Annotated in this window: 14 protein-coding genes; 7 read left to right on the top strand and 7 right to left on the bottom strand. The window is 67.3% G+C overall.

Annotated features, from left to right (window positions below):
• Positions 1-3 precede the first annotated feature (3 nt).
• The 7 genes from gyrA to dnaA all read right to left on the bottom strand — a co-directional run bounded on the left by gyrA (position 4) and on the right by dnaA (position 10,819).
• Positions 4-2,505 carry a DNA gyrase subunit A gene (gene gyrA / locus AC3EO4_RS49510; protein ID WP_379572815.1) on the bottom strand — a complete coding sequence of 834 codons (2,502 nt, stop codon included), beginning with the start codon at positions 2,503-2,505 and terminating at the stop codon, positions 4-6.
• 33 nt (positions 2,506-2,538) lie between these two features.
• Positions 2,539-4,482, bottom strand: coding sequence for a DNA topoisomerase (ATP-hydrolyzing) subunit B (gene gyrB, locus AC3EO4_RS49505; protein ID WP_417629458.1), 1,944 nt, complete (start codon positions 4,480-4,482; stop codon positions 2,539-2,541).
• Between the two features lie 305 nt (positions 4,483-4,787).
• Positions 4,788-5,285: a DciA family protein gene (locus AC3EO4_RS49500; protein WP_379572816.1), complete on the bottom strand. Its 498-nt coding sequence runs from the start codon at positions 5,283-5,285 to the stop codon at positions 4,788-4,790.
• Positions 5,275-6,507, bottom strand: a complete 1,233-nt coding sequence (gene recF / locus AC3EO4_RS49495) for a DNA replication/repair protein RecF (RefSeq protein WP_431903001.1) — start codon at positions 6,505-6,507, stop codon at positions 5,275-5,277. Before recF ends, AC3EO4_RS49500 begins: the two co-directional genes overlap by 11 nt.
• Before the next feature lie 142 nt (positions 6,508-6,649).
• Positions 6,650-7,591: a phosphogluconate dehydrogenase (NAD(+)-dependent, decarboxylating) gene (gene gnd, locus AC3EO4_RS49490; RefSeq protein ID WP_431902999.1), complete on the bottom strand. Its 942-nt coding sequence runs from the start codon at positions 7,589-7,591 to the stop codon at positions 6,650-6,652.
• A gap of 45 nt (positions 7,592-7,636) precedes the next feature.
• A complete protein-coding gene (gene dnaN, locus AC3EO4_RS49485) occupies positions 7,637-8,776 on the bottom strand; it encodes a DNA polymerase III subunit beta (protein WP_379572819.1) in 1,140 nt (379 codons plus the stop codon).
• Between the two features lie 525 nt (positions 8,777-9,301).
• Positions 9,302-10,819 carry a chromosomal replication initiator protein DnaA gene (gene dnaA / locus AC3EO4_RS49480; RefSeq protein WP_379572820.1) on the bottom strand — a complete coding sequence of 506 codons (1,518 nt, stop codon included), beginning with the start codon at positions 10,817-10,819 and terminating at the stop codon, positions 9,302-9,304.
• Positions 10,820-11,256: 437 nt separating this feature from the next.
• On the opposite strand from dnaA, the gene rpmH reads away from it, so the two are divergent.
• The 7 genes from rpmH (at position 11,257) to AC3EO4_RS49445 (ending at position 15,483) form a co-directional block, all read left to right on the top strand.
• On the top strand, positions 11,257-11,394 hold the full coding sequence (gene rpmH / locus AC3EO4_RS49475) for a 50S ribosomal protein L34 (protein WP_043614899.1): 138 nt from the start codon (positions 11,257-11,259) through the stop codon (positions 11,392-11,394).
• Positions 11,395-11,460: 66 nt separating this feature from the next.
• Entirely contained in the window at positions 11,461-11,808 is a 348-nt protein-coding gene (gene rnpA, locus AC3EO4_RS49470) for a ribonuclease P protein component (protein WP_379572821.1), read from the top strand.
• The gene (yidD, locus tag AC3EO4_RS49465; RefSeq protein ID WP_379572822.1) at positions 11,805-12,083 is read left to right on the top strand and encodes a membrane protein insertion efficiency factor YidD; all 279 of its coding nucleotides are present in this window, start codon (positions 11,805-11,807) and stop codon (positions 12,081-12,083) included. The genes rnpA and yidD overlap by 4 nt, the downstream gene beginning before the upstream one ends.
• Before the next feature lie 4 nt (positions 12,084-12,087).
• Entirely contained in the window at positions 12,088-13,044 is a 957-nt protein-coding gene (yidC, locus tag AC3EO4_RS49460) for a membrane protein insertase YidC (RefSeq protein ID WP_379572823.1), read from the top strand.
• A gap of 32 nt (positions 13,045-13,076) precedes the next feature.
• Positions 13,077-13,565 (top strand): Jag family protein, encoded by a 489-nt coding sequence (locus tag AC3EO4_RS49455; RefSeq protein ID WP_379573039.1) that lies wholly within the window; start codon positions 13,077-13,079, stop codon positions 13,563-13,565.
• A 185-nt stretch (positions 13,566-13,750) separates the two neighbouring features.
• A complete protein-coding gene (gene rsmG, locus AC3EO4_RS49450; RefSeq protein ID WP_379572824.1) occupies positions 13,751-14,422 on the top strand; it encodes a 16S rRNA (guanine(527)-N(7))-methyltransferase RsmG in 672 nt (223 codons plus the stop codon).
• Positions 14,423-14,559: 137 nt separating this feature from the next.
• Positions 14,560-15,483, top strand: a complete 924-nt coding sequence (locus AC3EO4_RS49445; RefSeq protein ID WP_379572825.1) for a ParA family protein — start codon at positions 14,560-14,562, stop codon at positions 15,481-15,483.
• The last annotated feature ends 245 nt before the right edge of the window (positions 15,484-15,728 follow it).

Here is a 15,728-nt window from a genome sequence, read left to right as displayed (position 1 = left end):
GGACTACTCTCCTCCCCCGTCTTCCTCAGCTTCCACCGAAGTCTCCATCGACTCGGCGTTCCGAGCGAGGGCCACGACGCTGTCGCCTTCGGCGAGATTCATCAGGCGAACTCCCATGGTCTGACGGCCGGACTGCTTGATCTCCACTGCACGCGTCCGGATCACTCCCCCATTGGACGTGATCGCGTAGACCTCGTCCTCCGGGTTGACCATGACGGCTCCGACCAGCTTTCCACGAGAGGTAACAATCTTCGCAGTCAGCACACCCTTGCCGCCACGTCCCTGTACCGGATATTGCTCGACAGGTGTCCGTTTCGCGTACCCGCCCTCGGTGGCGATAAGCACGTCCTCACCATCCGCCATGCGATTCATGGCGAGAAGTTCGTCACCTTCTAGGAATCTCATGCCGATGACACCGCTGGTGGCCCTGCCCATGGGGCGCAGCGCGTCGTCGGTCGCGGTGAAGCGGATGGACTGCGCGCCCTTGGAGACGAGCAGCAGGTCGTCCTCCTCGGAGACCAGCCGGGCCGCGATCACCTCGTCGTCCTCGCGCAGGTTGATCGCGATGAGGCCGCCGGTCCTGGGGGAGTCGTACTCCGACAGCCTGGTCTTCTTGACCAGGCCGGAGCGGGTGGCCAGCACCAGGTACGGCGCGACGTCGTAGTCGCGCAGGTCGAGGACCTCCATGACCGTCTCGTCCGGCTGCATCGCCAGCAGGTTGGCCAGGTGCAGGCCGCGCGCGTCGCGCCCCGACTCGGGCAGCTCGTAGGCCTTGACCCGGTAGACGCGGCCCTTGTTGGTGAAGAACAGCAGCCAGTGGTGGGTCGTGGTGACGAAGAAGTGGTCGACGATGTCGTCCTGGCGCAACTGCGCCCCTCGCACGCCCTTGCCGCCGCGCTTCTGCGCCCGGTAAAGGTCGGTCTTGGTGCGCTTGGCGTAGCCGCCGCGGGTGATCGTCACGACGATCTCGTCCTCGGCGATGAGGTCCTCGATCGACATGTCGCCGTCGTAGGCGATGATCTCGGTGCGCCGGTCGTCGCCGAACTTGGCGACGATCTCCGACAGCTCCTCGTTGATGATCTCGCGCTGGCGGGCCTGGCTGGCCAGGATCGCGTTGTACTCGGCGATCTGGGTCATCAGGTTGTCGTACTCGTCCTGGATCGCCTGGCGCTCCAGGGCGGCGAGCTTGCGCAGCTGCATGTCGAGGATGGCCTGGGCCTGGACCTCGTCGATGTCGAGCAGCGTCATCAGGCCGCCCTGCGCTTCGGCGGCCGAGGGCGACTGCCTGATCAGCGCGATGACCTCGTCCATCCGGTCGAGGGCCTTGAGCAGCCCTCGCAGGATGTGGGCCCGCTCCTCCGCCTTGCGCAGGAGGTAGCGGGTCCTGCGGACGATGACCTCGATCTGGTGCGCCACGTAGTGGCGGACGAACTGGTCGAGGCGGAGCGTGCGCGGCACGCCGTCGACCAGCGCCAGCATGTTGGCGCCGAAGGTGTCCTGCAGCTGGGTGTGCTTGTAGAGGTTGTTCAGCACGACCTTGGCGACCGCGTCGCGCTTGAGCACGATCACGAGTCGCTGGCCGACGCGCGAGGACGACTCGTCGCGGACGTCGGCGATGCCGGTCAGCTTGCCCTCGCGGACCAGTTCGGCGATCTTGAGCGCCAGGTTGTCCGGGTTGACCTGGTAGGGCAGCTCGGTGACCACCAGCGACTGGCGGCCCTTGCCGTCCTCCTCCACCTCGACGACGGCCCGCATGGTGATGGAGCCGCGGCCGGTGCGGTAGGCGTCCTCGATCCCGCGACGGCCGACGATCAGCCCGCGGGTCGGGAAGTCGGGGCCCTTGACCAGGCCGATGGCCGCCTCGAGCAGTTCCTCGTCGGTGGCCTCCGGGTTCTCCAGGCACCACTTGACCGCCGAGGCGACCTCGCGCAGGTTGTGCGGCGGGATGTTGGTGGCCATGCCGACCGCGATGCCGCCGGAGCCGTTGACGAGCAGCTGCGGGATGCGCGCGGGCAGGACGTCGGGCTCCTGCGACTTGCCGTCGTAGTTGGGCCGGAAGTCGACGGTGTCCTTGTCGATGTCGCGCAGCATCTCCATGGCGATGGGCGCGAGCTTGCACTCGGTGTAACGCATCGCCGCCGCGGGGTCGTTGCCGGGCGAGCCGAAGTTGCCCTGCCCGTCGACCAGCGGGTAGCGCAGCGACCAGGGCTGCGCCAGCCGTACGAGCGCGTCGTAGATGGAGGTGTCGCCGTGCGGGTGGTAGGTGCCCATGACGTCACCGACGACGCGGGCGCACTTGAAGTAGCCGCGGTCGGGACGGTAGCCACCGTCGTACATGGCGTAGAGCACCCGGCGGTGCACGGGCTTGAGGCCGTCGCGGACGTCGGGCAGCGCACGGGACACGATGACGGACATCGCGTAGTCCATGTAGCTGCGCTGCATCTCGGACTGGATGTCCACAGGCTCGATGCGGTCAGCCGGGGGAGTGGTGTTCACTTCCGTCACAGGTGATGATCCTTTTTTCTGGTACGGCTACCGCTATACGTCGAGGAAGCGGACGTCACGCGCGTTGCGGATGATGAAGTCGCGCCTCGCCTCGACGTCCTCGCCCATGAGCACGCTGAACAGGTCGTCTGCCTGGGCGGCGTCGTCGAGCGTGACCAGGCGCAGCAGCCGGGTCGCCGGATTCATCGTGGTCTCCCACAGCTGCCCGGCGTTCATCTCGCCCAGACCCTTGAAGCGCTGGACGTTGTCGCGCGGGCGGGGGTCGGGCTTGCCCGCCGCGATGCCCTCGGCGATGACCGCGTCACGCTCGGTGTCGGAGTAGGCGTAGGAGGCGTCGTCGCCCTTGCGGTCCCACTTGATCTTGTACAGCGGCGGGCACGACAGGTAGACGTGTCCAGCCTCGATCAGCGGCCGCATGAAGCGGAACAGCAGGGTCAGCAGCAGCGTGTTGATGTGCTGGCCGTCGACGTCGGCGTCGGCCATCAGGATCACCTTGTGGTAGCGCAGCTTGGCGATGTCGAACTCGTCGTGCACGCCGGTGCCGAGCGCGGTGATCAGCGCCTGGACCTCGTTGTTCTTCAGGACCTTGTCGATCCTGGCCTTCTCCACGTTGAGGATCTTGCCGCGGATGGGCAGGATCGCCTGGAAGCGCGAGTCGCGGCCGCCCTTGGCCGAGCCGCCGGCCGAGTCACCCTCGACGATGTACAGCTCGCACTTGTCGGGCTCGTTCCACTGGCAGTCGGCCAGCTTGCCCGGCAGTCCGCTGCCTGACTCCAGCAGCGACTTGCGCCTGGTCAGGTCGCGGGCCTGGCGAGCGGCTATGCGCGCGCGGGCGGCCTGCAGCGACTTGTTGATGATGTCCTTGGCCTCGCCGGGGTTGCGCTCGAACCAGTCGCGCACGTGGTCGTTGCAGGCCTTCTGGACGAAGGACTTGGCCTCGGTGTTGCCCAGCTTGGTCTTGGTCTGACCCTCGAACTGCGGGTCGGCCAGCTTCACCGAGACGATCGCCGTCAGGCCCTCGCGGACGTCCTCGCCCGAGAGGTTGTCGTCCTTGCCCTCCTTGAGGAACTTCTGCTCACGCGCGTAGCGGTTGACGATGGACGTCAGGGCCGCGCGGAACCCCTCCTCGTGGGTGCCGCCCTCCGCCGTGTTGATGGTGTTGGCGAAGGTGTAGACCGACTCGGAGTAGGAGTTGTTCCACTGCATGGCGATCTCGACGGAGATGCCCTCACCATGGGCCTCGAAGTCGATGACCGACGCGTGCGCGGGCTCCTTCTTCGAGTTGAGGTGCGTGACGAAGTCGGACAGGCCGCCCTCGTAGTGGTAGTGGACCTTGTGGACCTCACCGTTGATGTGGTCGGGCCGCTCGTCGGTCAGCGTGATCGTCAGGCCCTTGTTGAGGAAGGCCATCTCCTGGAAGCGCCGCGAGAGCGTCTCGAAGTTCCACGCCGTGGTCTCGAAGATCGTCGGGTCGGCCCAGAACGTGATCGACGTGCCGGTCTCGTCGGTGGTCTCGCCCTTGGCCAGCGGCGCCACGGGCTTGGACATCTCGAAGCGCTGGCGCCAGACGTGGCCGTTCTGCTTGACCTCCACGTCCATGGCGGTCGACAGCGCGTTGACCACCGCGGAGCCGACGCCGTGCAGGCCGCCTGAGACCGCGTAGGACTTGCCGTCGAACTTGCCGCCCGCGTGCAGCGTGGTCAGCACGAGCTCGACCGCGGAGACCTTCTCCACAGGGTGGATGCCTGTGGGGATGCCTCGGCCGTTGTCGACGACCCGCACGCCGTTGTCGGCGAGGAGGGTCACCTCGATGCGGTCGGCGTGGCCCGCCAGGGCCTCGTCGACGGAGTTGTCCACGATCTCGTAGACAAGATGGTGCAGACCGCGCTCACCGGTCGATCCGATATACATACCCGGGCGCTTGCGGACCGCCTCAAGCCCTTCGAGTACGGTGATTGAGCTAGCGTCGTAGGACAAGTGCGAAATCCTCCTGCCGCGGACACGCGGCCGGGAAAGCGACAACCGCCAGCTGCCCCTACCGTGCCCGTCACCGTCGTGAGTGCCCCGATGCGCGGTCACCCAGGGGAGTCGGCTCGCATGCCGCGGGTGACACGCAAGCGGACGTGTCCGGAATCCGCTTTCATTCTACCGGCTCTGAGCGCTGAAGGTGGCATTGAACGCGCCTGTGATGCCCTGTAGCTCGTTTTCCCCCCTCGCAAGCATCCCCCCTTTGGGAGGAGGGCCACTCGCTTCAGCGGCCGTCTGATCGCTCGATGCGGGTTTTACCCGTACGTGTCGCCGGGCCCGCGGCTGCCGGTGACCCTCAGCCCTCCGGACGGCCTCGGCGCGTTCTGCGGCCCTCTGACCTTGACCTTCTTGACGGTTCCCTCGCCGAGCTCCTCGTTCAGCCTCCGGATGAGCGTGCGGGCCAGCAATCTGACCTGGGTCGCCCACGCCGTCGAGTCGGCGGCGATGACCACCTCGCCGTCCTCGAAGTGCTCCGGTTTGGTGTGCGCGGCCAGGTCGGCGCCCACGATTTCCGGCCACCTGCCGAAGACGCCGCCCACGGCGGCCGACCGCTCCCACCCGCGTGCGGCCAGCAGATCCGTGATCGCCTTGCCGAAGAGCTGCGGGTCGGCCGCGTCCCTCGCCGCCGCCCTGCGACGCGGCTCACGGCGGGGCAGCTGCCCCCTCCTGGCCGCGTCGGCCTTGGCCTGGGCGAGCTTCTCCCTGGCCAGCGCCGCGCCACGGGCGGCGGTCGCGTTGTCGTCATCTGACACGGGTCACGCTCCCCCCTGCGACATCGAATCTGGAACCGATCAATTCCTTCGGCACGTCGTCGGCCACCGCGGCGGTGATCAGCACCTGCTCCGCCGGCGCGACGATCTCGGCGAGCCTGCGCCTGCGCTGGCTGTCGAGCTCGGCGAAGACGTCGTCGAGGATGAGCACCGGATCGCCGCCGTCGGACCGCAGCAGGTCGTAGGCGGCCAGCCGCAGCGCCAGCGCGAACGACCACGACTCGCCGTGGCTGGCGTAGCCGCGCGCGGGCAGATCGCCGAGGCCGAGCACGAGGTCGTCGCGGTGCGGGCCGACCAGGGTGACACCGCGCTCGAGCTCGGACTGGCGGACCTCGAGCAGCCGCTCTCTCAACCGCGACTCAAGGGTTTTCCCCAGGTCTGTGGATAACGTGTGTGCATCGGAAGATCCGCTCTCACCGGCCTCTTCGTCATCCACGCCATCCCCACCTGTGGACAACGTGCTCCGATAAGTGAGCCCCGCGGGAGCGCTCGTGGGCGCCAGCGAAGCATAGGCGGAGGCGACCAGCGGCCGCAGCGCTTCGATCAGATCGAGTCTGGCTCGCAACAGCTCGGCGCCGTGCCGCGCGAGGTGCGCGTCCCACACCTCCAGCGTGCTCAGCACGTCTCCCGCGCCCGCGGCGGCGAAGGCGGCCTCGCTCTCCGCCCTGCGCGCTCCACCGCGCCCACGGCGCGCCTGGGCGGCCGTACGCAGCAGGGCGCCCCGCTGCTTCAGCACCCGGTCGTAGTCGGCTCTGACGCCCGCGAAACGCGGCGCTCTGGCCACGAGCAGGTCGTCGAGGAAACGCCTGCGCTCGGCGGGGTCGCCCTTGACGAGGGCGAGGTCCTCGGGAGCGAAGAGCACGGTGCGGAGCAGGCCGATGACGTCTCGCGGGCGGGACACGGGGGAGCGGTTGAGCCTCGCCCTGTTGGCCCTGCCCGGGTTGATCTCCAGCTCGACCAGCGCGCGCCTGTCCTCCCTGTGGACGGCGCAGCGGATGATCGCCCTGCTGGCGCCCTGCCGTACGAGGGGGGCGTCGTTGGCGACCCGGTGGCTGGAGTGCGTCGCCACGTAGCCCATGGCCTCGACGAGGTTGGTCTTGCCCTGACCGTTGGGCCCCACGAACGCCGTGACGCCCGGCTCCAGGTCGAGCTCAACGGAGGCGTAGGACCTGAAGTCGGTCAGCGACAGGTGGGCGACGTGCACCCTCGAAGGTTAGTGGGCCACACCGACCACTGGGGTCACCGCCGTGCACCCCTGTGGAAAACCGGTATGGCCCCTCCGACCCTCGCGAAGATCGCTCGCGCCGAGGCGCATCGGCGTCCCCACCCTGTGGACAACCGCCCGGCTACTCGGCTTCCTTCGGCGGGACGACGTCGGCGCCGGGGGAGTCCGCGCCCTTCTCGTGCGAGCCGTCCACCGAGGTGACCGCGTGGCCGCCGAACTGGTTGCGCAGCGCCGCGACCATCTTCATCGCGGGGGAGTCCTCCTGCCGCGAGGAGAACCTGGCGTACAGCGCGGCCGTGATCACCGGGAGCGGGACCGCATGGTCCACCGCCGCCTGCACGGTCCACCGGCCCTCGCCCGAGTCCTGTGCATAACCCTTGAGCGCGTCGAGGTGCTCGTCGTCGTCGAGCGCCCGCACCAGCAGGTCGAGCAGCCACGACCTGATCACCGTGCCGGTGCGCCAGCTGGCGAAGGATCCGCGGACGTCCTTGACGATGTCGGAGGCCTCGAGCAGCTCCCAGCCCTCCGCGTAGGCCTGCATCATGCCGTACTCGATGCCGTTGTGGACCATCTTCGCGAAGTGGCCGGCGCCGACGTCGCCCGCGTGGACGAAGCCGTCCTCACCCTCGGGCTTGAGCGTCTGGAAGACCGGCATCAGCCGGTCGACGTTGGCCTTGTCGCCGCCGCACATGAGCGCGTAGCCGTTCTCCAGGCCCCACACACCGCCGCTGACACCGCAGTCGACGAAGCCGATGCCGTGCGCCTTGAGCTCCTCGGCGTGGCGCTGGTCGTCCACATAGTGTGAATTACCGCCGTCGACCACGATGTCGCCCGGGTCGAGCAGCTCACCGAGCGCGTTGACGGTCTGCTGGGTGGGGCCGCCCGCGGGCACCATGACCCACACCGCGCGGGGAGCCTCGAGGCGGTCGACGAGCTCCTTGAGGCTCGCGACGTCGCTCACCTCGGGATCGCGGTCGTAGCCCACCACCTCGTGGCCGCCGCGGCGCAGGCGCTCGGCCATGTTGCCGCCCATCTTCCCGAGCCCGACCATGCCGATCTGCATGTTGATAACCCCCTTGTCAGGCTTCCATCATCTCCGATGGCCGCGTCAGCTGGACAAGCGGATGGGCATGATCAGGTAACGGTAGTCAGGCGTGCCACCGTCGTCCACAGGCTTGCCGCCAGTGAGGATAGCGGGCTTCGTCGAGGTGGTCATCTGCAGCCTGGCCACGTCAGAGTCGATCGCCCCGAGGCCCTCCAGCAGGAACTGGTGGTTGAAGGCGATGTTCATCTCCTCGCCCTCGTAATCCACAGGCAGCACCTCGACGGCCTGCGCCTCGTCGCCGCTGCCCGCCTCCAGGACGACCTCGCCGCCGCGGAAGGCCAGCCGGACGGGCGTGTTGCGCTCGGCGACCAGCGCCACGCGCTTGACGGCCTCGACGAACGGGCCTGTGGACAGGTCCGCCCTGGCGGAGAACTCCGTCGGCAGCAGCGAGCGGTACTTGGGGAACTCGGGATCGAGCAGCCGCGTGGTGGTGCGCCGGCCCGCGCTGGAGAAACCGATCATGCCCTCACCGGTGCCGCCCGCCGAGCTGAGCGCGATCTCGACCTCGGCGCCTGTGGATCCCAGCGCCTTGGCGGTGTCGGCGAGCGTCTTGCCGGGGATCATCGCGATCGCCGAGAAGTCGGGCTGGCCCGGCTGCCACTTCAGCTCCCGTACGGCGAGGCGGTACCTGTCGGTGGCCGCGAGGGTCACGGTGTCGCCCTCGATCTCCATCCGCACGCCTGTGAGCATCGGCAGCGTGTCGTCCCTGCCCGCGGCGACGGCGACCTGGCCGACGGCGGAGGCGAACACGTCGCTGCCCACCCGGCCGGCCGCGGGCGGCATCGCGGGGAGCGACGGGTAGTCCTCCACAGGCATGGTCAACAGTGTGAATCGAGCACTGCCGCACGTGACGACGGCCTTGGCGCCGTCCACCACGAAGTCCACAGGCTGTGCGGGAAGCGCGCGGGTGATCTCGGCGAGCAGCTTGCCCGAGACGAGCACCACTCCCGCCTCACCCGTCTGCGGCTCCAGCGTCACCTCCGCCGAGACCTCGTAGTCGAAGCCCGAGAGCTTCAACTGGCCCGTGTCGGTGACTTCCATGCGCATGCCTGCCAGGACGGGCACAGACGGGCGCGCAGGGAGGCTGCGTGCCGTCCATGCGACCGCCTCAGCGAGCACATCGCGCTCGATCCGGAACATCACGGAGATCAGCCTCCTGCTTGTCGTCGCTGCTGCTTGTTAAGTCTTCACTCTCCCGCACCTGAGCTCCGGGAGAACCCCTCTATGGGTCTTTGAATCTCTTAGTTAGAACTAGAGGAAGTCATCTTCATAGGGGCTGTGGATGTTGTGGATGACCGGCGTTTCCGCAGCTCATCGCAGGAATTTCTATCCACTGCCCGTGTGGGTGAAGCCTGGGGAGAACTTCGCCGCCTGGGGATGACGATCCGTTGCCCACAGGCTGTCCCCAGATCGGGGGGTCGTCATCCACCGGTTATCCACTGGGTTTCAACAGGTTATCCACGGGGTAGAAGGGGTCACCTGGAACCCCTGTTTCCGATGTTCACAGGGCGTCCACAAGTTGTCCACGAGCTGTCCCCAGGTTGTCCCCAACATGTCCCCAGCCTTATCCCCAGGCTCTGTGGGCGGCGTTCACGCTTTTTGATCTTCATTTGGCCGCTGAGAGGCCGTCTGAGCTGGTCCACAGAGTTATCCACAGGCTGTGCACAGTCAGGCCTTGGACGTCTGCTTGATACGCATCGTCAGCTCGTTGACCTGGTTGTACATCGACCGGCGCTCGGCGATGAGTGAACGTATCTTCCGCTCGGCGTGCATCACCGTGGTGTGGTCGCGGCCGCCGAACTGCTGCCCGATCTTGGGCAGCGACAGGTCGGTCAGCTCCCTGGCCAGGTACATCGCGATCTGGCGGGCGTTCACCAGCGCCCTGCTGCGCGAGCTTCCACACAGGTCGTCGATCGAGATGCCGAAGTACTCGGCCGTCTTCGCCATGATCGTGGCGATGGTGATCTCCGAGCTCGCGTCCGTGGTGATGAGGTCCTTGAGGACCACCTCGGCCAGTTGGAGATCCACACCCTGCCTGTTGAGGCTGGCGAACGCGGTGACCCTGATCAGCGCGCCCTCGAGCTCGCGGATGTTGGTGGAGATCCGGCTGGCGATGTACTCCAGCACCTCGGGCGGCGCGGCCAGTCCCTCCTGGATGGCCTTCTTCCTGAGGATCGCGATGCGCGTCTCGAGCTCGGGCGGCTGGACGTCGGTGATCAGGCCCCACTCGAACCTGTTGCGCAGCCGGTCCTCCAGCGTGATCAGCTGCTTGGGCGCCCGGTCGCTGGAGATGACGATCTGCTTGTTGGCGTTGTGGAGGGTGTTGAAGGTGTGGAAGAACTCCTCCTGCGTCTGCTCCTTGCCCTCCAGAAACTGGATGTCGTCCACAAGCAGGATGTCGATCGCGCGGTAGCGGCTGCGGAACCCGTCGGCCTTGTGGTCGCGGATGCTGTTGATGAAGTCGTTGGTGAACTCTTCCGAGCTCACGTACCTCACCCGGGCGCCGTCGTAGAGCGACTGCGCGTAGTGGCCGATCGCGTGCAGCAGGTGGGTTTTCCCCAGGCCCGAGTCGCCGTAGATGAACAGCGGGTTGTACGCCTTGGCGGGCGCCTCGGCCACGGCGACGGCCGCCGCGTGCGCGAACCGGTTGCTGGCGCCGATGACGAACGTCTCGAACGTGTACTTCTGGTTGAGCCTCGCCGGCTCGCTCGGCTTGTTGCTCTTGGCCTCCCACCGGTTCTGTGGAGGCTCGGGCTGCGCCTGTGGATATTCGGTGGATATCTGCGAAGCCTCGGGCGGCGCGGCGAAGAAGAGCGACGGCTCAGGGGCCTGGTAGGCGGGCTGTGCATAACTCTGCACAGGCTCGGGAGCCTGGGGAAAACTCGGAGCCACAGGCTGGGGATGAGGCTCGGCCATCGGCGGCTCGGGCGTGGTCGTGTCGATCATCACGGCCACGCGCACCGGCCTGCCGAGCTCGTGGGAGAGCGCGTGGCTCACCGGGGTGCGCAGCTTGCCCTCGATCAGGTCCTTGAGGAACTCGTTGGGGACGCCGAGCACGATCGTGTCGCCCGCCATGGCGATCGGCCTGACCATCGCCAGCCACGTGCGCTGCTGGATGGGCAGGTTGTCGTTGAGGAAGTTGGCCAGCGCGTGGGCCCATACCGTCCCGAGGTCGTCCCCGTTCATGGTGTGGCTTCCCCTCCGTCGTTCATCCACAGGCAGCAACCGCTACGGTCGCGGATTGCTCGTTCTATCCACAGGGCGTGGTTGGTGCGATCTCCCCAGGAGATCCACAGGAGATCCACAAGTTGTGCACAGAGTGATCCCGCCATTACGGCTGGGCTCTGGGAGTTGTGCACACCTGTGTTCAAGTCGTTGTCCACAGCCTAGTGGCACCTGAGTGCACAGACTGTGGACGCGCGAACCCCGGTGGAAAAGTTGCCTGTGGATACGTGGAAAACTCCGCCGGTTTGACCTCGGGCACGCCTGGCCCGTAACGTACGACGGTCGGCTTGTCACGTGACGGCTCTTTTGCATGCCCTCGCGAGCTCGGCAGGCCAGCCATGTGTGTCACGCGCTCTCGCTTCCAGGCGGGGGCGCACTTTCAAGCCTGGAGCCCACTCGTGAGCAAGCGTACTTTCCAGCCGAACAACCGTCGCCGCGCGAAGACCCACGGCTTCCGGCTGCGTATGCGCACCCGGGCCGGCCGCGCGATCCTCGCTGCTCGTCGCCGCAAGGGCCGCGAGAAGCTGTCGGCCTGACGGTCGTCCTGTCCCATGCTTGGTCGCCCGCCGGCGCTACTCGTCGGCGGGCGATAGGCGTCTGACGTGTTGTCGCGAGAGTCCCGTATGCGGCGGGGTGAGGATTTCTCAGCCGCGGTCAAGCGAGGGGCCCGTGCCGGCCGTCCCACCCTCGTCCTGCATCTGAAGGTCGCGGAGGACGGGCCACCGCGGGTCGGCTTCGTGGTCAGCAAGGCCGTGGGCGGCGCTGTCGTGCGCAACAAGGTCAAGCGGCGGCTTCGACACCTGATGCGGGACCGTGTAGCACGGCTCCCGCGAGGTAGCCTGCTTGTGGTACGCGCTAATCCACCTGCCGCGTCCGCGCGACACGAGCGCCTTGCCGCCGAACTCGATGCCGCGCTGGATCGTTTGTCGAGGCGAGAACAAGAACGATGACGGAGCAGACGCAAGGGGCGCCGAGCCTTCCGGCTCGGATTCTCATCGCCCCGATCCGGTTCTATCGGGCATTCATCAGCCCGGTACTGGGTCCGCGTTGCCGTTTCTACCCCTCATGCAGTGCTTATGGGCTTGAGGCGATAGCCGTACATGGTGCTTTGCGCGGCATATGGCTGACTGTCCGGCGTATCGGGCGTTGCCACCCATTCCATCCCGGAGGTTTTGACCCGGTGCCCCCACGCCCGGTTCCGTCCGACGAAACGCAAGGGAGCTAGCTCGGTGGAGCTGTCCTGGCTTAACTGGCTCTACACAGCCATCGCCCAAGTCCTCACCTGGATTCACCAGGCCTACAGCACCGTGCTCGACCCGGACAGCGGGCTGACCTGGGCGCTGACCCTCATCACTATCACAGTCCTCATGCGACTGCTGATCTTCCCGCTCTTCCTGAAGCAGATGCGTTCCTCGCGGAAGATGCAGGAACTCGCACCGAAGGTGCAGGAGATCCGCAAGCGCTACAAGAACGACAAGCAGCGCATGAACGAAGAGGTCATGAACCTCTACCGCGGCCAGGGGGCCAACCCCCTCGGCGGCTGCCTGCCCGTCGTCGCGCAGTTCCCCATCTTCATCTCGATGTTCACCGTGCTGAACGCCATGGCGCTCGGCGAGATCAAGTTCGGGATGACCCAGGCGTTCGTCGACAGCGCCCGCGCCGCGCACATCTTCGGCGCGCCGCTGCCCGCCAACTTCTGGATGGGCTCCGCCCAGATCGAGTCCTTCGGCGCCGGCGTGGTCCAGACCAAGATCGTGCTGGCGATCTTCGTGGCGATCAGCTCCCTCACCACGTTCCTCACCGTCAGGCAGAGCGTCACCCGCTCCATGCAGCAGATGCCCGACAACCCCATGGCGTCGCAGCAGAAGATCCTGATGTACATCTCGCCGCTGTTCGCCTTCTTCAGCCTCAACTTCCCGCTGGGCCTGATCTTCTACTGGGTCACCACCAACCTGTGGACCCTCGGCCAGCAGCACTGGTTCTACGCCCGGCACCCCATGCCCGAGTACGACGCCAAGGGCAACGTGATCCCCGTCACGCCCAAGCCTGGACTGCTGTCCAAGGTGCGCAAGAGCTCGGCCGTCGCCGAGGAAGAGGCCCCGCCCGCGCCGCCGGAGCCTAAGATCATTCGACGGCAGCCGACCAAGCAGACCCGCAGCAAGCGCACGGGCAGCAAGAAGTCTTGATCCTTACCCACGAGCACGAAAGAGAGGCCGACGTGACCGAGGCCGAGCAGGAGAAGGCTCCGGATCTTGCGGCGCTTGAGCAGGAAGGCGAGATCGCGGCCGACTACGTCGAAGGTCTGCTCGACATCGCCGACATCGACGGCGACATCGACATGGACGTCGAAGGCGACCGCGCGATGGTCTCCGTCGTCGGCGTGAAGGGCACCGACCTCGTCGGTCCCGGCGGTGAGATCCTCGAAGCGCTGCAGGAACTCACCAGGCTGGCCGTCCACCGGCAGACGGGGGAGCGGTCGCGGCTCATGCTGGACGTGGCCGGCTACAGGGAGAAGCGCAGGGCCGAGCTGAGCAAGCTCGGCACCGAGGTCGCCGAGACCGTCAAGCGCAACGGCGAGCCGAAGTCGCTCCACCCGATGACGCCCTTCGAGCGCAAGATCGTGCACGACGCGGTGGCGGCCGCCGGGCTCCGCAGCGAGTCCGAGGGCGAGGAGCCCAACCGTTTCGTCGTGGTTCTGCCCGCCTGACCCTCCTCGGGTACGGCAGGCACGAACGCCAGGCCGTCGGCTCCTTCGGGGCTGGCGGCCTTTCGTTTGAGATCACGCCTTCCGCGCCTAGGCCGGAGAAACCGCCGGGACGGCTAGTCTTCGTCCATGTCGGCCATCCGCCGTACCACCAAGAACACGCACATTCAGGAAAGGCCACCGGATCAGTGAGCGACGAGCTGACGGCTCCACCGCAGATAGCGCGCGAGGTGTTCGCCGGCGACGCCTGGGACAGGGCGCGGCAGTTCGCGGAGCTGCTCGCCGGTCCAGGAGTCGTGCGCGGGCTGCTCGGCCCGCGCGAGGTGCCCAGGATCTGGGACCGTCACCTGCTCAACTGCGCGGTGGTCGCCGAGGCCGTCCCCGAGAACGTCCGCCTGATCGACATCGGCTCGGGCGCCGGGCTGCCCGGCCTGGTCCTGGCGATCGTCCGGCAGGACCTCACCGTCACGCTCCTGGAGCCGCTGCTCCGCCGTACCGTCTTCCTCGAGGAGTGCGTCGCGGCACTCAAACTCGACAATGTCGAGGTGCTGCGCGGACGCGCCGAGGAACTGGCGGGCAAGCGTGTGTTCGACGTCGCGAGCGCCCGCGCGGTGGCGCCGCTCGAGCGGCTGCTCAAGTGGTCGATGCCGCTTCTGCGCGAGGGCGGCGAGCTGATCGCGATGAAGGGCGAGCGCGCCGCGGAGGAGCTCGCCGAGGCCGAAGCCCAATTGCGTGCCAGCGGGGCACAGACGGCAGAGCTGATCTCGGTCGGGCACGGTAAGGTCGAGCCGCCTGCAACTTTGGTCCGCGTGGTCGCGGGTCGCGCGCCAGAGCCAGGTCGGCGCCGACGAAAGAGGTGACGGTTGTGCCGGGCACGTCCAGTGGACTCGGTTGGCCGGGTGAACCCGGTCCCGAGAGCCCAGCGGGTGTCGGCTGGCCGGAATTGGGCGTGTCGCGGCACCGGATGACGGGCAGCACCCGGCCGCTGGTTGAAAGGATGGCCATCGTGACCCAGACCCCCCTTAACCCCGGCGATTCGCCGCTGGTACGAGAGGCACTCAGCTCCGTGGTTTCACGTGAAACATCTGCGACCCAGACGGCGGACGCCCCCACGTCAGGCGACGGCTCCTGGCCGCGCCCGTCCAAGTGTCGCGTCATCGCCGTTGCCAACCAGAAGGGCGGTGTCGGCAAGACCACGACGTCGGTGAACCTCGCTGCCGCCCTGTCGATGAACGGCGAACGCGTCCTCGTCGTCGACCTCGACCCCCAGGGCAACGCGTCCACCGCCCTTGCCACCGAGCACCGCGGTGATGTTCCCGATGTGTACCAGGTGCTCGTCGATGACCTTCCGATGGCGGACATCGTCAAAGAGGTCCCCGACATGCCGGGCCTGTACTGCGCTCCAGCGACCATCGACCTGGCGGGGGCGGAGATCGAGCTGGTTTCGCTGGTGGCCCGTGAGGCGCGACTACGGCGGGCGCTGATGGCCTTTGACGCGGTGGAGCTCGACTACATCATCATCGACTGCCCGCCCTCACTGGGACTGCTGACGGTCAACGCGCTCGTCGCCGCGGACGAGGTGCTGATTCCGATCCAGTGTGAGTACTACGCGCTCGAAGGACTGGGGCAGCTGCTCAGGAACGTCGACCTGATCAAGGCGCACCTGAACCCGACGCTGAACCTGTCGACGATCGTCCTCACGATGTACGACGGGCGGACGCGGCTGGCATCCCAGGTGGCTGAGGAGGTCCGGGCGCACTTCGGGGAGACGGTGCTGAACACGGTGATCCCGCGGAGTGTACGGCTGTCGGAGGCGCCCAGCTACGGGCAGTCCGTGATGACGTACGACCCGGGCTCGAGCGGGGCGATGGCCTACATGGACGCGGCGCGGGAGATCGCCTTCCGTGCGGTAACCGTCTGACGTGGCAGGCCGACGGGGGAGTCCTTCACCGTCAGGGCTCTCCTCGCTCGCGACCACCTCCTGATCGTTCGACGGCCCCCGCGTCCGCCAAGCCGGCGAGGCCTGCGGTACAGCGTGCCCTTGAGCGCCGGCCTCCCTCTCCACACCCGCTGGCCCACACACGCAGACGCCACCCTTGGGACGACCGCACCTCCACGCTCGCGCCCTGCCCTCGCGCCTGCGATTCCTCACCCGCTCATCTAGTC

The sequence above is a fragment of the Nonomuraea sp. bgisy101 genome (assembly GCF_057708945.1).
The sequence above is the reverse complement of the archived record's forward strand: the minus strand, read 5'-3'. Positions and strand labels throughout refer to the sequence as shown.